The organism is Pricia antarctica (assembly GCF_900101815.1).
Lineage (GTDB): Bacteria > Bacteroidota > Bacteroidia > Flavobacteriales > Flavobacteriaceae > Pricia > Pricia antarctica.
Window position 1 is genome coordinate 273,668 of sequence record NZ_FNAO01000004.1, and the last position, 23,876, is coordinate 297,543.

Genomic DNA, 23,876 nt, shown 5'->3' on the forward strand with positions numbered 1-23,876 from the left:
AACAATGATAAGCGCTTTTTCTGCCGGCGGAACTTGTTTTGCGATTCAACGGCGGGCTAATTCTTTACACAAAAAGATCCGAAGAAAGATACCGATCCCCCCGGTCGCAAATGATGGAAACAATAATGCCACTTTCAAGCGTATCTGCCAATCGTAAGGCTGCCGCTGTTGCACCACCACTACTCATACCCGAAAAAATACTTTCCTGTTTGGCCAAGCGTTTTGCCATAGTGATGGCCTCTTCTTGAGTGACTTCCAATATTTGATCGACTTTACTGGCATCGAATATCTTCGGTAAATATGCTGCAGGCCATTTTCGGATGCCGGGGATGCTGGAACCATCGGTAGGTTGCACCCCTACAATCTGAACATCCCTATTTTTCTCCTTGAGGTAGGTCGATGTGCCCATGATAGTGCCAGTGGTACCCATGGAGGATACAAAATGCGTCACCTTGCCTTCGGTATCCCGCCAGATTTCGGGGCCGGTCGATTTGTAATGGGCTTTCCAATTATCGTCGTTCGCGAATTGGTTGATCATAATGCGACCCTCGTTTTTGACCTTGTCTTCCGCATAGTCCCTGGCCCCTTCGATACCCACATCAGCGGATGTCAAGGTAACTTTCGCACCATAAGCCCGCATGGTCTGCACCCTTTCCTTGGTGCTGTTTTCGGGCATTACGAGTTCAATGTTCAATCCGTAACTGCCGGCGATCATGGCCAAGGCGATACCCGTATTGCCGCTTGTCGCTTCTATAAGTTTAGAATTTTTGTCGAAATCACCACGCTCCAATCCACTTTGAATCATGTTCAGTGCGGCACGGTCCTTTACGCTACCGCCAGGGTTATGGCCTTCTAACTTAAACAATAAAGTAACATTGGGATTGGTGTTCAAAATACGGGATTCGACCAAGGGTGTATTACCGATGAGGTCGAGGATCGATTTAGACATTCGGAAGGGTTTTAATTTTGATTTCGGGAGTGTGAAAAACCGTGGAATTTTTAGGTACCGAAGCGGTCAACCAAGCGTTTCCGCCGATAACGGAATTTTTTCCGATAATGGTATCCCCGCCTAAAATGGTAGCGTTGGCATAGATGGTTACTTTATCCTCAATGGTCGGGTGGCGCTTTGTCTTCTGCAAGTGTTTAGCTACGTAAAGTCCACCCAAAGTGACGCCTTGATAAATTTTCACATGATTTTTGATAATGGCCGTTTCACCGATAACGACGCCCGTACCATGATCGATATGAAAGGAATCACCGATTTGTGCACCCGGATTGATATCTACCCCAGTTTGCCGATGCGCATATTCGGTCATTAACCGCGGTACTAACGGGAAACCCTCTGCATAAAGCTCGTGCGCCAATCGATAGATGGCAATCGCATAAAAACCGGGGTAAGCCATATACACCTCCTCGATAGATAGGGATGCAGGGTCACAGTTGACCGTAGCCTCCGCGTCAAGGTTTAAACGCCGCAAAATTTCCGGAAGCTTTTCGACGTAAGAATCCCAAATTTTCTTACAGGATTTGTCTACATCCCAACAGGCAAGATCAACTAGCGCATCGAATTGGGTTTCCAAAAGCCCTAAATTCTTTTCTACCGGGGTGTCAATGTCAAACAAGGTATAAAAAAGGGTATTGGTAAAGTCCTCGGTCTGCTGCTTAAGCACATACCTAAGATTGGGCTGCTTCTTATGCCGGTTTATTTTATCTATAATCGATTGTTGGGTCATATTTCCATGTTGAGTTGTCAAAATTAACCATAAATTTAAATGCGCTCCATCTTCATGGGTTAACTTTAGCGCAAATATCAATTAATCACAGGATTTTAGACGAATGTTACATCCCGCAATTACGAAAGAAACCCTTTATTTTTTGGACAAGCTCAAAAAGAACAACGATAGGGACTGGTTTACCGAGCATAAAACGGAATTCAAAAGACATGAAAGCGATGTTAAGGATTTCTATACGTTGGTTATGGATAATCTGAAAGTCCATGATCAAATCGAAAAGATGAAGATGTTCCGGATTTATCGGGATGTGCGTTTTTCGAAGGATAAAACACCGTATAAAGCCCATTTTGCCTGTTCCTTTCACCGTCTAGGTGCCCAAAACAGGGGTGGCTATTACATTCGCATCAAACCTGGAGAAACATTTATCGCCACAGGATTTTGGGGTCCTGAAAAGGAAGATCTTTTCCGGATACGAAAGGAGTTCGAATTGGATGCCACGGAATTTCGAAAAATTATCAACGAAAAATACTTCAAAAAAATTTGGGGCGAACTAGAGGGTGATGCCGTGAAGACGGCGCCGAAGGGCTTCGATAAAAACCATAAAAACATTGATCTGATACGGCTGAAGCAATTCATCTTCCATAGGAAATTCACGGATAATGAAGTGCTTTCACCTACTTTTCTTGATGAAATTGACGAATCGTACAAGGCTATTCGACCCTATTTTGATTTTATGGGCGATGTGCTGAACACAAATCTGAATGGGGAGTCCTTGTTATGATTATTCCGAGTCTACCGCTGTAGTTATTCGACTTCTTCGTTTGGCTTTGTATCTTCCCTGTCTGCGAGCAGATAAGAAAACTGTGCGCAAAACACCGAATGGGTTTCAGGCCATGTCCGTATTAATGTCACGCAAATTCCATAAAGATTTACACCAGGGAACCTTCCTCAAAAATCTGAATCTGATCCTTGAGCCGCTCGACGACCATGTTCATCATGCGTTTGTTCAGGGCAGAGGAATTTTTGATGTATGACTGGTATTCTTCCAACGAAAACTGGCCAATGATGATTCCCTTCAATGAATTCCGGAATTTCATATCTTTTTGAACGGCATTCTCAATATACTCGAAGCGTTTTTGTGCCGAAAGTTGGTGAAAGGCGTTCTTATATTTAGTAATATAATTTTGGAACATCGCAACAATAAGAGGATTTTGAAATTTGATGATCGGTCTCAGGGTACCGTTCTGGAACTTTTCGTCTTCACTCATATTTTGGGTGACCCTGGCAGAAGGAATTTCAGGGCGAATGCTAAGTAAATGATTGCACCGGTCGTTCATAGTAGCGATTTTTATAAAGATAATGGATAAGATATGGCGCTAATTATTCCAGTACGATAGTTTTTAACCGCGTTATGAACACAGCAGTATGAAATTCGGAAAAGTAGAGCAACCAGAACTCATAGACTTCAGTATCCCCAAAGACCATCCGGATACAGAAGTCATTCTCTCTAAACATAGCGGAGATCAAATCTTCAAAGTTCATGTCGGCTGTGCCAAATGGAACCGACAAGACTTGAAGAACTTTTATCCACGAGGCACCAAAAACGAACTTGAATACTATTCCAGCCAGTTCAACAGCGTCGAACTCAATGCCACATTTTATAGAATGTTCTCGTTATAGAATGTTCTCGCCAGAACAATTTGCGAAATGGGGAGATGCTACACCCGATAATTTTAAGTTCTTTCCGAAACTCGTACGAAATATCAGTCATTTGCGACGTTTAAATGATCAGGTGTATCCTATTATAGATGAATATCTTATCGGCGCGGCGAACCTAAAAGATAAATTGGGTACGCTCTTTCTACAGATGCAAGATAATTTTGGACCCAAAAATTGGGATAGGGTAGTGCGCTTCGTGGAACATTGGCCGAAGGAATTCTCCTTGGCGATGGAATTCCGGCATACGGATTGGTTCAACGATGAGAACGTCGCCCAAAAGCTCTATCATCTTTTGGAAGAAAACAACATCGCCAATATCTTGGTCGACACGGCCGGTCGAAGAGATATTATGCACATGCGCTTGACCAATAACGAAGCTTTTATCAGATACGTAGGCGCCAATCACGAAAGCGATTACGCGCGTTTGGATGATTGGGTCGAACGTCTGTTAGTTTGGAAGGAACAAGGCTTAACGAACATCAACTTCTTCGTACACCAGAATATGGAATTGAAATCCCCACTTTTATCCGCCTACTTTATTGCGAAATTGAATAAAAAGTTAGGCACAAACCTTCATATTCCGAAAACTTTGGGCGATGATGGACCAAAACTGCATTAGAAGTGTTTTCTTTAATAACTTCGCTCAAAATGTAAGGTTTAATGCAGCCTAACTCTGGTTTCAAGGTCCAAATTACCTTTACCTGTAACGCTATCTGCCCCAGCTGGCGGGCTTGAATACTTAAAAAGTTTGTATTGAACTTTGAATTAAACCTGCATCATTTAACCTGTAACCCGCAACCGCTATGAGATTCCACACTAGAAAATGGGTCAAGCCCGGCGATTTGAATGCCAATGAAACCTTGTTCGGTGGTCGTGTATTGGCCTGGATCGACGAAGAGGCCGCGCTGTATAGCATCATCCAATTGGAAAATAAGCGAATCGTCACCAAATACATGTCCGAAATCAATTTTATGAGCACGGCGGTCAAGGGCGACATCGTGGAAATCGGAATCGAAGTTGTGAAATTCGGAAAATCTTCACTGACACTGAACTGTGAAGTACGCAATAAAATGACGCGTGAAACCATCGTGACCGTTGACAACATCATCATGGTAAATCTAGGCGAAGATGGAAAGCCTAAGCCACATGGCAAAACAAAAATAGAATTTGTGAAAGACCGATTGGCAGGGGAGGATTAAAAAAGTTTAAATTTAAGTCCCAAAGACAACCTTACCTTAAATGTGCCATAAGGCACATGTATACCTTGAATTTTTGATTGCTGACCGCTACTCCTTACTAGCAAAATCCTGTACCTCATCCAAAACCCGCAACAAATTCCCGCCCCAAATTTTAGCAATCTCTTCCTCGGTATAACCGCGTTTCACCAGTTCTAGGGTGACATTGAAGGTTTCGGAGGCATCTGACCAGCCTTCGATACCTCCCCCGCCGTCAAAATCGGAACTGATACCGACATGATCGATGCCCATTACATCGACCATATAGTCGATATGGTCTACAAAATCAGAAACGTTTACCGCAGGCGGGGCATCTTTTCTTTTGGCCGCTACTGTATTTGAAATTTTAAGAATGACCGGATAATTTTCAATAAAGTCCTCTTTTTGTTCGTCGGTCAGGCTGCCGAAATCCGATGGGTTGTGCCAGACCGCATTCAATGAATCCGCCACTTCTTTGTAAATAACTTGCATGTATTCCGATCGAATGGAGTCTTTTTTGGTATTTAGATATGCTCCAAAGGCAACGGTCTGAACGACCCCGCCATTTTCCTTGATTAATTTCAGCTGTTCATCGTCCAAGTTTCGACTGTGGTCGCAGAGGGCGCGTGCAGAGGAATGTGATGCGATTATGGGGGCTTCGGAGAGTTCGATTGTCTGTAGCATGGATTTCTTTGATGGGTGGGAAACATCGATCATAATCCCCAATCTATTCATCTCTTTTACAGCAGTTTTACCAAGGTCACTTAAACCGTCGTTTAACCACACGCTGTCTTTTTCTCCGGTGTTGGAATCGCTAAACTGACTGTGGCCATTGTGCGCTAGGGAGATGTAGCGCGCCCCCAGATCATAGTACCTTTTAAAATTCGACAAGTCCTCGCCCATCGGATACGCATTCTCAACGCCGATCATGGCCACTTTTTTGCCGATGGAATCAATACGGCGAACATCATCCGAAGTGAATGCCAGCTCGATTTTATCCGGAGCGATTTCTTCGCAGAGCCGATGTATAGCCTTGAACTTGGCCAGGGCATTTTCCTCCGCTTTGGAGTAACCTTCTGCGGTAAGGGTGTCTTGGCCGGTATAGACGATCAGCCAGCTTACATCGAGTCCCCCTTCCTGCATTTTGGGCAGGTTAATCTGGGTTTTTAGCCTTTGGGTGTAATTGATACTATCCGTAAAATTATTGATATTAATGTCGTTATGGGTGTCCACCGTAATGGTTTGTTCATGTATGCGCCTAGCTTTCGCCTCTAGACTTTCCTCGGTTTTCTTTACTTTTTCAGTACAGGAGATTATCGCCAAAAGACCGAAAATGCATATAAAGTGTTTCATATCGAATGTTTTAATAAAAAGTATACCTACAAATAAAGCCATTTGACAACAGATATACCAGCCTAGGTAACATTTAATTGCTTACGGGTCTATTTAAGGGGATTTTTACCAACCCAATCTTATTAATACTAATAACCCCAATTTGAAAACAAAAAACCTACTAGACCTACATCAGCTTTCCGGTATTAATCTCCACGAGTTATCCACTAACGTAGACCTTGAACCCATTTTGGAAGAATGTATGGGAGAATTGGACCTTTTGCAACAACTGGTATCGCTCTACCATGAAAACGCACTGGAATTTATCGGGGCAGCTAGAATTCATCTACTCAATTCAGACTTCAAGGAACTGGGCCTGGCGGCTCATAAAATAAAAGCCGGGTTAGCCATGATGCGCACCGATAGCCTTCACGCCATAATTGTTCTCATACAGAAGGAATGTAGCGAGGACCAAGACCCAAAGCACCTTCAATTTCTAAGCGATTGCTTTGCGGAGGAATATCCAACGGTAAAAGACTCCATCGATACAGCTCTGGCCAACCTCAATCATGGATAAGTCAAGGCATGGAAAAGAAAAAACTCTTATTGGCCGAAGATGATCAGTTACTGGCATCGCTCTTGACGTTCCGACTACAAAAAGGTGGGTACGAAGTAAAACATAGCGCCGACGGAAAACAGGTAAAGGAATATCTGTCCCAAAACACGCCCGACATCATTGTAAGCGATATCATGATGCCCTATTTCTCGGGTATGGAGCTCATCGCCTATGTGCGCAAAGAGTTGAATCTTCATGTACCTATCATCATTATATCATCGGCCGGCAACGAAGAAAACGTACTGAACGCCTTTGAACTGGGTGCTAACGATTTTATTTCTAAACCGGTGAGTCCCTCCGAACTCCTCGTCCGCGTGGCGCGTGAACTGAACAAAAACTGATTTGCAAATACCGAACCTTACATATGGTATACTTACGCTGATTACCGCCCCGGCAATCAATACTGACCTCTTATGGGGACTTTCGACCTTTTTCGTTTTTCTGGCGCTTTTGTATTTCATCTCGGTCTTTTTCTATCGAAACAAAATATCATCCAATGCATCACGGATCACACAGTGTAAAACCGAATTGTCGCCAATGGTCAGCGAGTTTTTGTTTTATGAGGATGACGCGGACAAAGCCGAAAAATCAAAGTATATCGGGTTAAAGATTGAAATTCGCAATCTGCTCAGGGAAGAGTTCAATAGAAAGATCTTGACCCAAATATTACTCGATCTGAGAAAAGATGTTTCCGGCGATACCCAAAAACGGCTATTCAAATTGTATCAAGACCTCGGTCTCGAAAAGGACGCCTTTAAAAAATTGGAGAGCTGGCGGTGGGAAGTCATTTCAAAAGGTATTCTCGAGCTCACGCGGATGCAGGTCGAGGAAGCTTACCCTTTTATCGTAAAGTTCATAAATGACCGAAGGGGCACCATTCGAAAGCAGGCCGAGATTGCGACCGTAACCCTGAGACCCCAGGGTCTCAGCTATTTTTTAGATACCACCAAATACAAAATATCGGAGTGGCAGCAGTTAAAATTGTTGGACGTAGTTCGGAATAAAGAAGATTACGAACCACCGCGCTTCAAGACCTGGTTGACTTCAACCAATACCCAAGTGGTACTTTTCGCCCTTCGTCTTATCAAATATTACAACCAAAACGATGCAAACGCCTCCCTAATCGAACTGGTAAAGCACAAAGATCGGCAGGTAAGGCAACAGGCTATCGAGTGTATAAAAGAATTTCACATCGTTGAAGCTTTACCGATTCTAAAAGGCGTCTTTCCAAAATGCACGGTCGATACTAAATTGGGTATTTTGGGGACGATTGCGCAATTGGGCAATTCTTCTGATATAGAATTTTTAAAAACTATATCGCAACGGGAAGGCAACTTCTCGGTAAAGAGCAAAGCTGTGGGCGCCATAAACACTATTGCCCCTGAAAGCATCATGCCGACCGAAAATATCGAATATGTCACAGCCTACCCGTCTCCCGTTATCGCAGACGAGAAAGTAGAAAGGAAAGTCATCGAAGGGGATGCGACCGACCTCGAAGAGGCCAGGGAAGGCCCCGAAAGCAATATATCAGCGGAGCATCCGATAACGGTGGAGTTCGCACCCAATCCAACAGACAATCAAATTTCAAATAACGACCCACTAGTAACATCAACACCGATGACCAATCCAAAAAGATCAGACAAGTCCCTAAAAGAAATACAGGTAGAAGTTGAAGAGGTGAAAGCGGCATCCTTCGAAAACAGCCCTACAGAGGACATCTATACGGAAGACGTTTGCCATACAGCTAAAGCATCCAATTTTGATATTTCGGACATCCATTTTCTGCCCATTGTGGTAGCCGATGAAACCGAGACCCTATCCCAAGGAAATGTGAAAGAAGACGACAACGAACTATCCAAAGAAGTTTTGATACCCTTAGACGTCCCCCATGCAGAAATCTCTTCCGATCCCATGGACGAAGAGTTGCAAGCACTTATCAACGAAATCAATGAACTGGACTTTTTACCCGTTGTTTTCGACAAAGAGATGTTGACGGTTACACCATCATCGGAAGAATCGAATAGGACAGCATCTGAAGCCTTAGAGAATATCGAGGGGTATTCCCTTTCCGATTTTGAGGTATTCTTCGATGAAAAAAGCGACGCTTCGGTTTCGGAAACAGACGAAAAAGTAGCATTTGATTTAGAGGATGTCCCCATCATTGACGTAAAAAGCCCCAAAGTCGAAGACGTATTGTCTTGGTTAATGGCCGACAACGAATTACGCGAAATAGAATTGCGATATGATATCGTTCCTCACCCTTCGGATGTCGAAGTTTCCCGTCAACTCATACCCGACCCTATTTATTACGATGAGCACGAGGCTTATATGATGGGACTTTTGGACGACCTCGAGGAGCTCGGTGATATTCGGGAAATTCCCTTACTGGAAGAGCTTAGAGCAGAGGAGCGCAAAAGTTTTATCAAAGAGCGTATTACCGGGATGATAGAGAAATTCTCCCGAGAACCGGTTGCAAAGCGGAAGCCCAGTTTGACTACGGATAACGAATCGGCCGATTTGCCTGTCTTCAGCGTTTTCGCCGACCTTTTTAACAGTATAGATACGGAATGCAAACTTATCCTTTTAGATGAAATCGTACCCGTTGGCGACGAAAAGGAAATCGAATTCTTGGACGGTTTGCTCGAAAGTCCCGATCAAAGAATACGCACCAAAGCACAAACCGTTCTCAAACTTTTAATTGCAAAGCTTTCCCATGAGAAACCGGAATCCCTCTGTACAAAAGGGATATCCAATATTGTCGCAGAACAAGGAATATATGGTACAAATTCGGAAAAAGAAAGTTTTGACCATCTTCTTTCTGAATTGCAGGTGTCTCCCTCCTTAGCTCCGGAGATTTTTGACATCGATTTTGAGCTTTGCGAGAGTTTGGACAAGAACTATGACCAGAAGATATTGAACCTTCCGGTAATTGCGACAGAAGTGTCCTCCAACGACAACGGAAGCTCGTTTTTTACTTCGTTGATAAAATTTACAAAATTGTTTTTTTGACTCCGTAAATGGATAGCGAAGCCTACCATATTATTTTAGAATATATAAACCTTGTTTTTATGGGGTTTACGATAACCCTGTTTACGCTGTTTAGTATTATGGGCTATCTGTCTACCAAAAATTCAATCCACTATCGTAAAAAGAATAGTTTTGGCGACCTGTCGAAAGTCATGGCATCACCCTTGGCGCCGAGTATCACGATAATTGCACCGGCCTATAATGAAGGGATGACCATCGTGGAGAATATACGTTCGCTCATGTCTCTGCGCTATGTCAATTACGAGGTTATGGTCGTTAACGACGGTAGTAAAGACGATACTCTACAAAAGATGATCGATGCGTACGACCTTGTCAAGGTCGAACAGGAAGTTGATCCCAACTGGCGCAACAAACCCATTCGGGGTATTTATAAGTCACCACACCGTGCCTTTTCGAAACTGACCGTAATAGACAAAGAAAACGGAGGCAAATCAGACGCCCTAAATACGGGTATGATCCTGTCGACCAATCGTTACGTGGGCTGTATCGACGTAGATTGCCTCTTGCTGCCCGATGCGTTGCTTCATGTGGTGAAGGCCTTTTATCAACGTTCCGAAAAGCGGGTCATCGCCGTTGGCGGGGTTATCAGAGTAGCGAATTCCTGTGTGATCGAAGGCGGACAGTTAGAAGAGATACGACTGCCTAAAAACTGGTTGGCGCGGTTTCAACTTTTGGAATATACCCGTTCGTTCATTTTAGGAAGAATGGCCTGGGGCAGTATCGACAGCCTGCTCATCATTTCAGGTGCTTTTGGATTTTTTGATCGCGAAATCGCGTTGGCCGTTGACGGTTACGATACGGGAACAGTAGGGGAGGACATGGAAATCGTATTCAAGATGCGACGGTATATGCACGATAACAAGACCCCGTATACTGTTGAGTATATTCCAGATTCCCTGTGTTGGACCGAAGTGCCAGAAGATCTTAAAATCTTTATAAACCAGCGAGACCGATGGGCGAGAGGAAATCTGGAGACTCTTTTCAAGCATAAAGACATGTTCTTTAATTCCAGATACGGCCGCCTCGGATTGCTGAGTTATCCCTATTGGTTTTTTTATGAATGGCTGGCGCCCTTAATGGAGTTTTTCGGTTTTTTTACGGTTGTTGCATTTTATTATCTAGGCATCCTTAATTGGGATTTCTTTATCGCCATTACGGCCACTGTCTATCTGTTCTCTGTCATGTTCTCGTTCTACGCCATCCTTTGGGATGTTTACAGTTATAACGAATACAAAAAAACCAAGGACATTCTAATACTGATGTTCTGTGCCATAATAGAGCCGCTGTTGTTCCACCCCATTGTGGTTTGGGCAGCGGTTAGGGGCAACTATAAAAAATTATTCAACATAAAATCCGGTTGGGGCTCGCAAGTGCGGAAGGGGTTTGCAAAGGCAACTTGAAGTCCGATATACAAGATAATAAGTTTAAGGTAGGGATAGGAATGATAGGAATATCAGTAAATAGTATTCCCTTAATGGAGGTTTACAACCAGTCAATACTGAATAATCAGTAATCAATAATCGATTTGAATACCAGCCAATACGATAGATACACACTTAAGCAGTATACCCGATTGATTATTTCATTCTTGGGGTGCTTGTTAGTGCTTTCTATTTTTCAATATACCACCCTATACTTTAAGGGGGTAGTGGATATTATCTTCGGTTCCAGTTTCTTCATCGCTATCGTGCACCAAATAGGATTTGCTTCGATTGTGGGCGTCATTTTACTCTTTCCCTTTAACTTTTGGGAAAATCTTAGGCCGCGCTATGGCTTTAATCTTGTGTTCGTCTTGCTTGTTATACTATTGATTATCGAGGCCCTGCTTATCAGTTATTATTGTACGGCCTTGGTGCCCCTGGGCTCTGACCTTTTGGGCTATAGTTTTGAGGATATAAAAATTACGATTGCCAATTCCGGGGGCGTATGGCTGTATGTTGCTATGGTTTTTGGGATAATTATCAGTATAGGATTGTTCTTTGGATTGTACAAAACAACCTCAAAATACTACCATCACATCAGTAGGATGTATCCCTTTACGATCATCCTGTTCAGCCTGTTCATTATGACGCTCTTCGTTTCAGGGAAACCTATCAACCAGAACAAGACGCAGTATTTGGCGCTGAATCTTTATGAAACTTCTACAGAGGATACTTCCTACAATTCGGATGTGGAATATCCCTTGATCAAATCCCAAAATATCGAGAATACCCTTGGAGAATTTTTTGATCTCAAAGAGGAAACACCCAATATCGTCTTTATCATGGTCGAAGGACTGGGTAGGGATTTTATGGGCGAAGGCGCCGAATATGCAGGTTTTACCCCGTTTTTGGATTCCCTCAGCACAAAATCCCTCTACTGGGAAAATTGTTTGAGCAACGCGGGCCGCACGTTCGGGGTGCTTCCCTCATTGATAGGATCCTTGCCTTTCGGGAAAAGCGGATTTATGGAGCTGGAAAAATATCCCAATAAACTGACCCTATACAGTATTTTAAAGAATAACGGATACCGAACTTCATTCTATCAGGGCACCAACAGCTCTTTTGACAATGTCGACCGCTTCTTGCGCAGCGAGAATGTGGATTTTGTTTTGGATAAATCCGGATTCGGGAATCAATTCACCATGCAGGCCGAAGACGCAGCGGGTTCGTCATGGGGCTATCCCGATAGGGAGCTTTTCAAGAAAAGTATGAGTCTTTCCCGCGAAGCAGGGCAACCTCGAATGGAGGTATATATGACCATTAGTACTCATGAACCTTTCATCCCACCGCAACAGGATTTTTATGAGCGAAAGGTAGAGAAGATTTTATCCAAAGGCAACCATAGGGGAAAGATCAAGAACGTTATCGAAAAGAACAAGAATGTTTTTGCAACCCTGTTATACACCGATGAGGCCTTAAAATACGTTTTTGATGCCTACAAAAACCAGCCGGACTACGACAATACAATTTTTATAGTGACGGGCGACCACAGGCTGATTCCCATTCCCCAGCGTAACAATCTGAGCCGTTTTCATGTGCCACTGATCATGTACAGTCCGCTTTTGAAATCCACCAAGAAAATGAGTGCGGTCAACTCCCATTTTGATGTCACCCCGACCTTGTTGGCAATGCTACAGAGCACATACGAACTGAAAATGCCCAAAAAAGTGGCGTGGATGGGGGGTGCCTTGGATACACAGGCCGAGTTTCGATCTACAAAGGATATTCCTTTGATGCGTAATAAAAATGAATTGAAGGAATTTATCAGTGCCGAAAAAATGTATTCCGATGGGTCGGTATATGCCATCGATAAAAATATGGATCTAGGAAGTTCTTTCGGCGGCTCAAAGGCGGAATCGAAGTTGGAAAACTTCAAATCGATGAACGCCTATGTAACTACCAATGATAAAATTATACCAGACAGCCTTGCCATTTTCAGGGTTCAAAAGGAAAAGTTTACCGACAGTGAAACCGTATGGATCAATAGTGTCTATAACGGACAGAATTTTGATAAAATTTATTTTATTGCCCGCCAGCTTGCGTTCGATAAAGAATACGACAAATCATTACTGTTATGCCGTTATATACTTTCGGAAGCGCCGAGTCATATTGACACCAAAATATTATCAGGGCGCGTAAATGTTTGGAGTGGTGACTACAACAGAAGTATCGAGATACTAAAAGACTGTATACATATGAATCCAAATTATATTGATTCGTATGCGGCCTTGTTCGATGTTTATTTTTGGTCGGGGAGAATTAAAGAAGCCCTAGAACTGATTGAAACCGTAGAGCAAAATAGTTCTGGTGTTGAGGCTATTACCGATAAAATTGAGCGGGCAAGAAACGAAGCTAAAAAAGCGGGAGTGGTCTTGGACAAAACAAATGGAACTATCGAAGAAAATCCAACTAGCGAAACCGCTGACAATTCATTCGAAGAATAATGCAAATAAAAACTATACGTGCTTTTCTGTTCTTCGCCCTTCTGTGCCTTTGGGGTAGGGCACAGGAAGTTAAATATATCGGCAATCCAGATACTTCTTATTTTACGGCCCGCAGTCTAGCATTTGATGGCCAACGCGAAATGGCCCGCGATACCTTGAAACGAATTCTCACCAAATATCCCAATTATTCAGATGTCCGAAGTTTATTGGCCAGCACCTATAGTTGGGACGGGAAATATGATGATGCCCGGGCACAATTCAACCGCATAACCTCATCGGAACGCGAAAACAAGGAAGTTTGGGTTGCGGCCATAAAAAATGAGATCTACGCCGAAGACTACTATATCGCCCTAGGTCTGGCCAACAAAGCTTTGTTGTATCTAAAGGCCGATGCCGATGTCGAGGCATTGAAAAAACGAGCTCTGGCAAACCTTGATGAAAAAGAAATAATCCCCTCCGATACGACGGTTACGGCAGTAAAAGATCCCGAAGAATCCAAAATCCTAAAAAATACCGTGTCGATTGCCAATTCCGTCGAAATTTTCGATATCGTGTACGAGCCCATGATCTACTCTAGCCTCAGTTATAGTAGGAAGACCAGCGCAGGAAGCATCATCCCCAGAATCAATTACGCCAACCGTTTCGAAACCCATGGCTTACAATTTGAACTGGATTTTTATCCCAAATTATCTAAAACCTTTTATGCCTATCTGAATTATGGGTATTCCCATGCTTCTATTTTCCCCGATCATCGGGTTGGGGCAGAGCTATATGCGAATTTGCCAAAAGCCTTTGAAACCTCATTTGGGGTGCGTTATTTGGACTTTACCACGACAAAGGCAACCGTATTTACAGGGTCCCTGGGGCTCTATCGAGGCAACTATTACTTTTCGTTACGGCCTTACGTCACGCCACAGGACAATGGCGATGTGAGTTTGTCCGGAGGCCTGTTGGTGCGGAAATATTTAAAGGACGGCGACAACTATTTAGGGATAAACGTGGGCATGGGATATTCTCCCGAACTAAAGCAATTCAGGGAAGGCGATGAACTGTTGGCTGAGACCTTGCTTTTCATTGAATCACAACGTCTGGGCTTCCAATACCAGTTTACCGGCAAGGTAAGTCCCAATACTTACAACGTGAACCTAGGGGTCACTCGCCAAGAACTGGTCTTCGATTCCGGAAGCTTTGCCTGGTCCGTTTCCGCAGGGCTTACGTATCAAGTGAAGTTCTGATACTATAAATTTCTTCATTAAAATTTCCTGACAATTCAACACCTTACAGGATTAACAACGTTTACAACAAAATTTTAAGGTTACACCACAATTAATTGTAATCATTGGGAGTATTGAATAAGTTTACTTCATCAAATAAATACAGCGACCCAAATCGCTCCCAAAATCGAAAATTAATCCAACAACTTAACCTACGTATTTATGCTTTACGACACTTACGGAGAAGAGTACCTAGCCTTCTTACAAGACCTCAACGAAATCTTAAGTCTCAACGAATTGGTGGAGTTGGATTACATGTAGTACTGGAAACGGTGCAGAGTCCCAAACCCAAATCCCCAATTTTTAAAACCTACTGTTATGGCAAATCAAAATCCTGATAATGCAGATTATCTACACTTTATCGCAACCCTGAACGATATACTTTCTAGGGAAGAAATCGGAAAATTAAATTATTCTTAGTGTTTTAGTGTTTTAGTGTTTACTTGTTTTCAGTGAATCAGTTGTTTAAAAGGAGGCCTTGATGGCCTCCTTTTTTATGCCCCCCAATGATTATCAAAAGTCATATCCCCAATCTTTAAGCTCTTGGCGGAAATTACGATACGTTGCTGTAGCGGCGAATCATCTATGGCGTCAAATTCCACTTCAAGGTTTACACAATACGCCTTTTCAAAGATGACCTCTTGCAATCTCGACATGGCGTCACGTTTGTAGAAGACGATACTACCGTTCTTGGTCTGGTCGGGAGAGGACATCCAGTGGAGCAGGTCATAGCTGCCATCGGCTTCTATGGTGACCCTAATCCGGCCGCCGATAGGTCTGGCGGATGGTTTGCCAGTGCCGTCCATGGGCTGTTCGAAATTGTACAGGCAATGTAATATATTATATTGTTTTCCGTCTAGGAGAAGTTTGGCTAAAAATGACATAATAAAAGGGAGTTAAGGGGTTAAAAATGGTAAGGGTTTATGGGACAACTATTAAAATAATTTTTTAACTTTTGGATAGCTTCGACGTGTAGCATTTCAGTAGGAAACGCTTATCCAGACATATAACGTTTTAGGATAGCATTTCATATAAAAAGGGAGACCATTTTCATGGACTCCCTTTTTAAATTTCCAATTATATGAAGCATAATCCGCCGATATTCGCAACGGTTGGCCATCAAAAGTGATTAGCGTGCTGTTAACTCGGCGTGTTATCCAAGATAGGTCTTCAGTAGTTTACTTCTTGAATTATGACGTAGTTTCCTGATGGCCTTTTCACGAATCTGTCGTACCCTCTCGCGTGTCAGGTCAAAAGTTTGTCCGATTTCCGCAAGGGTCATTGACTGTTGGTCGCCAATACCATAATAAAGCTTTACTACATCGGCTTCCCTTGGGGATAAGGTCTCCAGAGCACGGTTGATTTCCGTGTTAAGGGACTGCTGCATCAACAATTTATCAGGCCTTGGTGATTCTCCCGAACGCAAAACGTCGTAAAGGTTGGAATCTTCTCCTTCGCGCAGCGGCGCATCCATCGATACGTGGCGTCCGGAGTTTTTGATGGACTGCTTCACCTCGCTCACGGTCATTTCCAATTCCTTGGCAATTTCCTCTGCGGATGGCGGACGTTCGTGTGCCTGCTCCAAATAGGAAAAGGTTTTTTTGATTTTATTGATCGAACCGATTTTGTTCAACGGAAGCCTAACGACACGGGATTGTTCCGCAAGTGCCTGAAGAATGGACTGACGGATCCACCAGACCGCATACGAGATAAACTTAAATCCGCGCGTTTCGTCGAAGCGCTTGGCTGCTTTTACCAATCCCAAATTGCCCTCGTTGATCAAATCGGGAAGTTTCAGACCTTGGTTTTGGTACTGTTTGGCCACAGAAACCACAAAACGTAAGTTTGCAGTAGTCAATTTTTCAAGGGCGAGCTGATCCCCTGCACGAATTCGCTGTGCCAATTCTACCTCCTCGGAGGCATTAATCAGATCGATTTTACTGATATCCTGCAAGTACTTGTCCAACGATTTTGATTCCCGGTTTGTTACCTGCTTGATAATCTTTAGTTGCCTCATATGTACATTTTGGATTTAGGAGTTCTACAAGAGAGTAGTATACAGCTTAATTCTGTCTTTTCCAAAAAGATGTAGGTATTGTTATACAATATTTATGAGAAGTTTAAGGACTTTTGGATAAAACACCCCAAATTTCGATACATTGCAATCCCCAAACCAATACATGAGCAAGCGCGAACTTAAGAAGTACCTCTCTGAATTAAAGAAGGATGCCGTTGAAGAGCAGCTGCTCGATCTCTACAGTCGGTTTCCCGTGGTAAAGGAGTATTATGATTTTATCTTTAATCCCAAAGAGGATAAGCTGTTACAAGAGGCAAAAACCAAAATATCGAACGAATATTTTCCCGTAAAACGTAGAAAGCCAAAAGCGCGGCGTTCCGTGGCTCAGAAGTATATCAAATATTTTATCAAGTTGGGCGTCGAACCCCATATTATTGCCGATGTCATGGTATTCAATCTTGAGATCGCCCAGGCCTTCGCCAAGGATAGAAATGTGCCGGATGCCTTTTTTAAAAGTATGTTGAATTCCTTTGAACAAGCGGTACAGTATGTTGCCCTTAACGGACTTTTGTTCGATTTCAAAGAAAGGATTTTAAGCATTTATCAAGAAACGCAGGACCAGGATTGGTTGTTCGGGGAAGGTTTTTCGAGGGTGTTGGATAGTATTGATTGAGATTCAACTAATTTTAACCGATGAATAATAGTTTCGGACTTTAACAGAAAAAATGGCATTAGTAGTTATAAGACAGGATGGTAAAATAGATTTTTGGAAAGAAGCCCTAATGGCGGAATCTCCCGAATTGCAGGTGTATGGCTATTTGGAAGACCATCCAAAGGATAACATAGAGATGGCCTTGGTCTGGAAACATCCCCAAGGAAGCTTGGCCAACTATCCCAATTTAAAATTGATCGCTTCGAACGGGGCAGGGGTGGACTTCATCTTCAAAGATCCCGATGTGCCCGAAGGCATTCCCATTACGCGTATTGTTGATACGAAGTTGGCCGAAGATATGTCCGAACACGTGTTGGCGGTCATTTTAAGCCATCTCAAAAATTTGGATACCTACAAACTACAGCAGACGCAAGGCATCTGGAAGCCAAGAAATTACTATCGCATCTCCGATTTTACCGTGGGTATCATGGGCCTGGGAGAGCTGGGCCGGGTTTTAGCCAAAGATTTGGTTCGGTTCGGGTTTAAGGTGCAGGGCTGGGCGAACTCCCATAAATCCATCGAAAATGTAAAAACCTTTGCCGGAGATAAAGAACTATCCGGATTTTTGTCATCCTCCGAAATACTGGTCTGTCTTTTGCCCTTGACGAATAAAACGACCGGTATTTTAAACATATCCCTTTTTGAACAATTACCAAAAAATGCGTTTGTCATCAACGTAGCCCGTGGAGGTCATCTTGTGGATGATGATCTGATTTCAATGCTGGATAGCGGACATCTTTCCGGTGCAGGACTCGATGTTTATCATCAAGAACCCCTGCCGGCAACGCATCCATTTTGGCAGCACGAAAAAATACACATGACACCGCACTACGCAAGTGTTTCGGACCCGAAATTCGTAGTGCCACAAATTTTGGAAAATTATAGGCGCATGAAGGCCGGTAAACCTTTAATTAACAAGATTTCTAGGGACAAGGGATACTAAAATATGGCTAACCATTTGGAGCGCTAACTTTTGCGGCTTCCCAACCAATTATCGCCGTTTTTCGGGTCGATCCCCACATATAGCCACCAAAAACTCCAGTGGATTGTATAACCCTGTGACATGGAATCAGAAAGGCGATGGGATTACTTCCGATAGCGGTTCCGACGGCCCTTGCGGCTTTTGGTTTTTGAATGGCTTTCGCGATATTCCCGTACGTTGCTAAGTTCCCGGTGGGAACTTTTAAAAGGGCTTCCCAAACTTTTAACTGAAATTCCGTTCCCTTTAGGTGCAATTTTATCGTATTGATATTGCTCCAATCTTCAGTGTAGATTTGTAAGGCATTTTGTTGAAAACCGTCCGTTTGCTCAATGTAAACGGCTTTTGGAAAGCGTTTTTCCAATTCTTGGAAGGCAAGCTTTGCATCATCGTAAAAGCCCATATAACAGATACCTTTGTAGGTGGATGCAACTAAAATAGTGCCGAACGGACTTTGTGAAAAGCTATAGTTAATGCTTAGGGTATCTCCTTTATTTTTGAATTCCCCAGGGGTCATGCCCTCGATTTTTACGAATAGGTCATGCAATCTTCCTGTACCCGAAAGTCCTGTTTGGTACGCCGTTTCAAATAATGTGGATTGAGAGTTGCTCAAGATTTGTTTAGCATGCTGAACGCTAATGTATTGCAAGAATTTTTTAGGGCTGACGCCTGCCCAATCCGTAAAAAGCCGCTGAAAATGATACGGACTTAAATGTACTTTTTCGGCAATTTCTTCAAGGGTCGGTTGTGCTGTAAAATTTTGTTGAATGTATTCGATAGCTTCCGCTATCCGCCTGTAATTATGGTAATCATGCTCGTTCATAACCTCCAATTTTATTACAACAAAAGTAATGTTCATCCCGCTTCCCTAAAACCCGAAACTTGCGAACATGCTATATTTTTCAAAACAAAGCCATCCAAAGAAAATCGACTCGTTTTTACCGACAACACCCATCCCTACAAATCCTAAATTCCCCTAAACCTAAATTCCCCGTTCCATATTCCAACCAATAAATTTCGCCCGAACGCAAATTTGCTTTAGTTTTGCAAAATTGAACTTGTGCCAAAGCGTTTAAAATTATGCTGACGTACTAAATTTAACGACCTACTTGAAAGTACAGAAAGACACCATCGAAAAGACCCTATACGATTATCAAGAAGAGGATCTGAACACCATTTTCGACCACCTGAAAGAGACCTCGAACGGCAATCTTCTCTACCAGTTGCCTACCGGTGGTGGCAAGACAGTGGTTTTCTCGGAAATTGCCAGACGCTACATCGCAAAGACGGGTAAAAAAGTCGTGGTTCTGACACATCGTATCGAACTAAGCCAACAAACCTCGAAAATGCTCAACGGCTTCGGGGTCAAGAACAAAATCATCAACAGCGAGGTGAAAGAGTTTACGGACCAGGACAACTATATGTGTTTCGTCGCGATGGTCGAGACGCTGAACAATCGCCTACAGGAAGAAAAAATAGAAATCAATGATATCGGACTGGTCATCATCGATGAGGCACACTACAACTCTTTCCGTAAGCTGTTCAAGTTCTTTAAAGACTCCACTATTCTCGGTGTCACGGCGACCCCATTGAGCTCGAATATCAAGCTTCCGATGAAGGACAATTACCAAAAGTTAATTGTTGGGGAATCTATCGAAGCCTTGATCAACAAGAACTTCTTGGCCAAGGCCAATGTCTATAGATATGACGTTGGGCTGCAAAGTCTAAAGTTGGGTATCAGTGGGGATTATACCGTAAAATCTTCCGAAGAGCTTTATGGAAACCACAGCATGCTGGGTAAATTGCTGGCCGCCTACAGAGAGATTGCGGAAGGTACAAAGACCCTGATTTTCAATAATGGTATCAACACTTCGAGATATGTTTACGAAACGTTTAAAAAGGCCGGCTATAACATTCGCCATCTCGACAATAAAAACAACGCTACCGAACGCAAGGAAATTTTAAAGTGGTTTTCGGAAACGCCCGATGCCATTTTGACCTCGGTAAGTATTTTAACCACCGGCTTTGACGAACCCACGGTTGAGACTATCATGCTGAATCGTGCGACTCGGTCATTGACCCTTTATTTTCAGATGATTGGTCGTGGTTCACGAATTTTGCCCGAAAAGGAGGACTTTAATGTGGTTGATCTCGGTAACAACGTAGCCCGCTTCGGTATGTGGCACGCACCTATCGATTGGCAGGAAATCTTCCATTTTCCGGATTTTTATTTGGATAATATCAAAAACGACGAAGACATTGAGCGTGAATTCGTCTATGAGATGCCGGCCGAGCTTCGTAAGAAATTCAAAAAATCGAACAACATCGAATTTGACATCAAAGCGGAATACAAGAAAGTCTTTGCACAGGGCCTGAGGTCTAAACTGGTTCTGGAACGCAGTATCGAACAACACGCTGAAATCTGTGTGGAAAATTCAGAGGATGTTTTTGACGCCCGTATCCTTGCCAAAGAACTCAAGGAAGAAATCGCTTTTCGTGTGCGTCAGTACTCTTATTGCATTATGAACAATACCAAGAACTATAAGGAATGGCTCGAAGAGGATTATGAACGCAAATTGCGCTCGAGTATTTCAAGGCGCTTTGCGGCAAAGATGTAATTGACTAAGCAGGTTGCGGTAGGTGATGTTTAAAGTGTCTTCGTGTATAATGGAGCGTAAGGTTTACCCCTGCCGTGGAAAGGTTCTAGTTTCAAGGGGCTTGGAATTCAACTTTGAACAATTAAGAGCCAGTGATTAATATCTAGCTTGCCTGCAGTCTAGCATTTTCTTGTTCTATAGGGCAGTCATAAACTTTAACTTTTAACCCAAATAACATGGCGGGAAATACCTTTGGAAACCTTTTTAAACTGACCACGTTCGGCGAATCGCACGGGGTGGCCATCGGTGGTGTTTTAGATGGATGCCCCTCTGGCATTGAAATTGACCTAGCGGCCATTCAGAACGAAATGGACCGTCGAAAACCGGGACAATCCGCTATTGTGACTCAGCGGAAGGAGCCCGATACAGTGGAATTCTATTCCGGAATTTTCGAGGGAAAAACAACAGGTACGCCCATCGGTTTCGCCATTCATAACACGAATCAAAAATCCCATGATTATTCCCATATTAAGGATTCGTACCGGCCCTCGCATGCCGATTATGTGTACGACCAAAAATACGGGTTTCGGGATTATCGTGGGGGTGGCCGTAGTTCTGCTCGCGAAACGGCAAGTAGGGTAGTAGCGGGAGCAATCGCCAAGCAGTTTCTCTCCCAAATAAAAATTAATGCTTTTGTTTCCCAAGTCGGAAAATTGAAAATGGATATTCCCTATGAACAACTGGATTTCGCCTTGACCGAATCCAATCCCGTCCGCTGTCCCCATCCTGAAACAGCGGCGAAAATGGAGGAATATATTAAGGAAGTGCGCAAAGAAGGGGATACCGTAGGAGGCATAGTCACTTGTGTGGCACAGAATGTACCCATCGGTCTGGGAGAACCGGTCTTTGATAAATTGCATGCAGAACTGGGCAAGGCCATGTTATCCATCAATGCCGTCAAAGGTTTTGAGTACGGTAGCGGGTTCGAAGGGGTTCGGATGAAGGGCAGCGAACACAACGACCAGTTCAATCAAGATGGAAGTACCAAAACCAACTATAGTGGTGGTATACAGGGCGGTATCAGCAATGGTATGGATATCTACTTCAATGTAGCCTTCAAGCCGGTGGCGACGGTAATCCAACCCTATGAAACCATTGATAAAGAAGGTAAAAAAGTAACCACGAAAGGCAAAGGCCGGCATGATCCCTGCGTAGTGCCGCGGGCCGTGCCGATTGTTGAAGCGATGACAGCATTGGTTTTGGCGGATTATATGTTACTGAACCGCAGCGTAAAGTTTGAATGAACCGATCTTATCCGTTTCTTTTTAAAAAACAGTATCTTTCAATCCTAAACTAACTTTTTATGCGCAAACTTGAATTGCACTGGCAGATTCTCATCGGAATGGTCGGAGGTATCCTTTTTGGATTCGGAATGACCTATGTGGATTGGGGCAGGGATTTTGTACAGGATTGGATCAACCCGCTCGGAACGATTTTTGTCAAGCTTTTGAAACTGATTGCGATTCCCCTCATTTTAGCATCTTTGGTCAAGGGTATTTCCGATTTAAAGGATATTTCCAAATTCCGTAATATTGGCTTGCGTACTATCGTTATTTATATCTGTACGACGGTAATTGCCATAACAATCGGCTTGCTGTTGGTAAACGCGATAAAACCCGGCAGCGGAATTTCAGAAGACACCATTGCGAGACTTACCGAAACCTATTCCCAAGATAGGGGCGTGACCGATAAATTGGAGGAAGCCTCAAAACAAATAGAAAGTGGACCCCTACAATTTTTGGAGGATATGGTGCCAGACAACGCCTTTGCAGCCCTTGGCGACAACAGTTTGATGCTTCAGGTCATTTTCTTTACTATCTTTTTAGGAATTTCAATGTTGCTTATCGGTGAGGAAAAGTCCAAGCCCCTGAAGGATTTCTTTGACGCCCTGAATGAGGTTGTCCTGAAAATGGTCGATCTGATCATGCTTACGGCGCCGGTAGCCGTGTTCGCGTTATTGGCCAACGTAGTGGTTTCATCCGGAGACCCCGACCTTTTACTCGCCCTTTTAAAATATTCCGGGGTAGTCATCCTCGGGCTTGTATTGATGATTGCCTTTTATAGTTTGGTCGTGGGCACTTTTAGCCGTTATAATCCGCTGACTTTTTTAAGTAAAATGGCTCCCGCACAGCTTTTGGCCTTTTCTACAAGCTCTAGTGCCGCTACCTTGCCGGTCACCATGGAAAGAGTGGAAGAGCATATCGGTGTTGATAAACAAATTTCAAGCTTTGTTCTCCCTGTAGGTGCCACCATTAATATGGACGGGACCAGTCTCTATCAAGCCGTCGCCGCCGTTTTTATTGCCGAGGCCCTTAAATTCGATTTGACCTTTGCCGACCAGCTGACCATCGTATTGACGGCTCTTTTGGCCTCGATAGGATCCGCCGCAGTGCCCGGCGCTGGTATGGTTATGTTAGTTATTGTTTTGGAATCAATTGGATTCCCACCGGATAAACTGGCTATAGGCCTTGCATTGATTTTCGCGGTCGACCGACCTTTAGATATGCTGAGAACAGTTGTCAATGTAACTGGCGACGCTACGGTAGCGATGATGGTGGCGAAATCAACGGGGTCAGTCATCAAACCCAAAGTCAAGAACTGGGACGATAATTTGGAGGAAGTGAAATAACTTTTGTTTACACGCTAGTCC

20 protein-coding genes and 1 pseudogene are annotated in these 23,876 nt (G+C 43.4%); 14 read left to right on the forward strand and 7 right to left on the reverse strand.

Annotation, left to right across the window (positions count from 1 at the left end):
* Positions 1 to 64: 64 nt before the first annotated feature.
* Together cysM and epsC are read right to left on the reverse strand one after the other, a co-directional pair.
* The gene (gene cysM / locus BLT07_RS08805; protein WP_091867822.1) at positions 65 to 949 is read right to left on the reverse strand and encodes a cysteine synthase CysM; all 885 of its coding nucleotides are present in this window, start codon (positions 947 to 949) and stop codon (positions 65 to 67) included.
* Positions 942 to 1,733 (reverse strand): serine O-acetyltransferase EpsC, encoded by a 792-nt coding sequence (gene epsC / locus BLT07_RS08810; RefSeq protein ID WP_091867824.1) that lies wholly within the window; start codon positions 1,731 to 1,733, stop codon positions 942 to 944. The genes cysM and epsC overlap by 8 nt, the downstream gene beginning before the upstream one ends.
* Before the next feature lie 103 nt (positions 1,734 to 1,836).
* Between epsC and BLT07_RS08815 the strand changes: the two genes are divergently transcribed.
* Positions 1,837 to 2,514, forward strand: a complete 678-nt coding sequence (locus tag BLT07_RS08815) for a DUF2461 domain-containing protein (protein WP_091867826.1) — start codon at positions 1,837 to 1,839, stop codon at positions 2,512 to 2,514.
* 148 nt (positions 2,515 to 2,662) lie between these two features.
* Here the strand turns inward: BLT07_RS08815 and BLT07_RS08820 are convergent, their stop codons facing one another.
* Positions 2,663 to 3,070: a glyoxalase gene (locus tag BLT07_RS08820; protein WP_091867828.1), complete on the reverse strand. Its 408-nt coding sequence runs from the start codon at positions 3,068 to 3,070 to the stop codon at positions 2,663 to 2,665.
* 88 nt (positions 3,071 to 3,158) lie between these two features.
* Between BLT07_RS08820 and BLT07_RS08825 the strand changes: the two are divergent.
* Both BLT07_RS08825 and BLT07_RS08830 read left to right on the forward strand, forming a co-directional pair.
* Positions 3,159 to 4,071: pseudogene (locus BLT07_RS08825) on the forward strand (DUF72 domain-containing protein).
* A 184-nt stretch (positions 4,072 to 4,255) separates the two neighbouring features.
* Positions 4,256 to 4,651 (forward strand): acyl-CoA thioesterase, encoded by a 396-nt coding sequence (locus BLT07_RS08830; protein ID WP_091867830.1) that lies wholly within the window; start codon positions 4,256 to 4,258, stop codon positions 4,649 to 4,651.
* Positions 4,652 to 4,738: 87 nt separating this feature from the next.
* On the opposite strand, the gene BLT07_RS08835 is transcribed toward BLT07_RS08830, so the two are convergent.
* Complete coding sequence (locus BLT07_RS08835) at positions 4,739 to 6,019, reverse strand: dipeptidase (RefSeq protein ID WP_091868246.1); 1,281 nt, start codon at positions 6,017 to 6,019, stop codon at positions 4,739 to 4,741.
* Positions 6,020 to 6,161: 142 nt separating this feature from the next.
* Between BLT07_RS08835 and BLT07_RS08840 the strand changes: the two genes are divergently transcribed.
* From BLT07_RS08840 to BLT07_RS08865, 6 genes are all read left to right on the forward strand, one after another.
* Positions 6,162 to 6,575 (forward strand): hypothetical protein, encoded by a 414-nt coding sequence (locus tag BLT07_RS08840; protein WP_091867832.1) that lies wholly within the window; start codon positions 6,162 to 6,164, stop codon positions 6,573 to 6,575.
* An 8-nt stretch (positions 6,576 to 6,583) separates the two neighbouring features.
* Entirely contained in the window at positions 6,584 to 6,955 is a 372-nt protein-coding gene (locus BLT07_RS08845; RefSeq protein WP_091867834.1) for a response regulator transcription factor, read from the forward strand.
* A gap of 1 nt (position 6,956) precedes the next feature.
* Positions 6,957 to 9,623, forward strand: coding sequence for a HEAT repeat domain-containing protein (locus tag BLT07_RS08850; protein ID WP_091867835.1), 2,667 nt, complete (start codon positions 6,957 to 6,959; stop codon positions 9,621 to 9,623).
* A 59-nt stretch (positions 9,624 to 9,682) separates the two neighbouring features.
* Positions 9,683 to 11,062, forward strand: a complete 1,380-nt coding sequence (locus BLT07_RS08855) for a glycosyltransferase family 2 protein (protein ID WP_394331310.1) — start codon at positions 9,683 to 9,685, stop codon at positions 11,060 to 11,062.
* Between the two features lie 125 nt (positions 11,063 to 11,187).
* Positions 11,188 to 13,587: a sulfatase-like hydrolase/transferase gene (locus tag BLT07_RS08860; RefSeq protein WP_139205124.1), complete on the forward strand. Its 2,400-nt coding sequence runs from the start codon at positions 11,188 to 11,190 to the stop codon at positions 13,585 to 13,587.
* Positions 13,587 to 14,822 carry a YaiO family outer membrane beta-barrel protein gene (locus BLT07_RS08865; protein WP_091867841.1) on the forward strand — a complete coding sequence of 412 codons (1,236 nt, stop codon included), beginning with the start codon at positions 13,587 to 13,589 and terminating at the stop codon, positions 14,820 to 14,822. The genes BLT07_RS08860 and BLT07_RS08865 overlap by 1 nt, the downstream gene beginning before the upstream one ends.
* 533 nt (positions 14,823 to 15,355) lie before the next feature.
* Here the strand turns inward: BLT07_RS08865 and tssD are convergent.
* Both tssD and BLT07_RS08875 read right to left on the reverse strand, forming a co-directional pair.
* Positions 15,356 to 15,745 (reverse strand): type VI secretion system tube protein TssD, encoded by a 390-nt coding sequence (gene tssD / locus BLT07_RS08870; RefSeq protein ID WP_091867843.1) that lies wholly within the window; start codon positions 15,743 to 15,745, stop codon positions 15,356 to 15,358.
* A gap of 269 nt (positions 15,746 to 16,014) precedes the next feature.
* Positions 16,015 to 16,878, reverse strand: a complete 864-nt coding sequence (locus BLT07_RS08875; protein WP_091867845.1) for a sigma-70 family RNA polymerase sigma factor — start codon at positions 16,876 to 16,878, stop codon at positions 16,015 to 16,017.
* 163 nt (positions 16,879 to 17,041) lie between these two features.
* On the opposite strand from BLT07_RS08875, the gene BLT07_RS08880 reads away from it, so the two are divergent.
* Complete coding sequence (locus BLT07_RS08880; RefSeq protein ID WP_091867847.1) at positions 17,042 to 17,551, forward strand: DUF6155 family protein; 510 nt, start codon at positions 17,042 to 17,044, stop codon at positions 17,549 to 17,551.
* Between the two features lie 52 nt (positions 17,552 to 17,603).
* Complete coding sequence (locus tag BLT07_RS08885; protein WP_091867849.1) at positions 17,604 to 18,533, forward strand: 2-hydroxyacid dehydrogenase; 930 nt, start codon at positions 17,604 to 17,606, stop codon at positions 18,531 to 18,533.
* 7 nt (positions 18,534 to 18,540) lie between these two features.
* Here BLT07_RS08885 and BLT07_RS08890 read toward each other — a convergent pair whose 3' ends face one another.
* Entirely contained in the window at positions 18,541 to 19,392 is an 852-nt protein-coding gene (locus tag BLT07_RS08890) for a bifunctional helix-turn-helix domain-containing protein/methylated-DNA--[protein]-cysteine S-methyltransferase (protein ID WP_091867851.1), read from the reverse strand.
* Between the two features lie 286 nt (positions 19,393 to 19,678).
* Here BLT07_RS08890 and BLT07_RS08895 point away from each other — a divergent pair, with 286 nt between their 5' ends.
* The 3 genes from BLT07_RS08895 (at position 19,679) to BLT07_RS08905 (ending at position 23,855) form a co-directional block, all read left to right on the forward strand.
* Positions 19,679 to 21,187 carry a DEAD/DEAH box helicase gene (locus BLT07_RS08895; protein WP_091867853.1) on the forward strand — a complete coding sequence of 503 codons (1,509 nt, stop codon included), beginning with the start codon at positions 19,679 to 19,681 and terminating at the stop codon, positions 21,185 to 21,187.
* A 215-nt stretch (positions 21,188 to 21,402) separates the two neighbouring features.
* Positions 21,403 to 22,470: a chorismate synthase gene (aroC, locus tag BLT07_RS08900; protein ID WP_091867855.1), complete on the forward strand. Its 1,068-nt coding sequence runs from the start codon at positions 21,403 to 21,405 to the stop codon at positions 22,468 to 22,470.
* A gap of 59 nt (positions 22,471 to 22,529) precedes the next feature.
* Positions 22,530 to 23,855, forward strand: a complete 1,326-nt coding sequence (locus BLT07_RS08905) for a dicarboxylate/amino acid:cation symporter (protein ID WP_091867857.1) — start codon at positions 22,530 to 22,532, stop codon at positions 23,853 to 23,855.
* Positions 23,856 to 23,876: the final 21 nt, after the last annotated feature.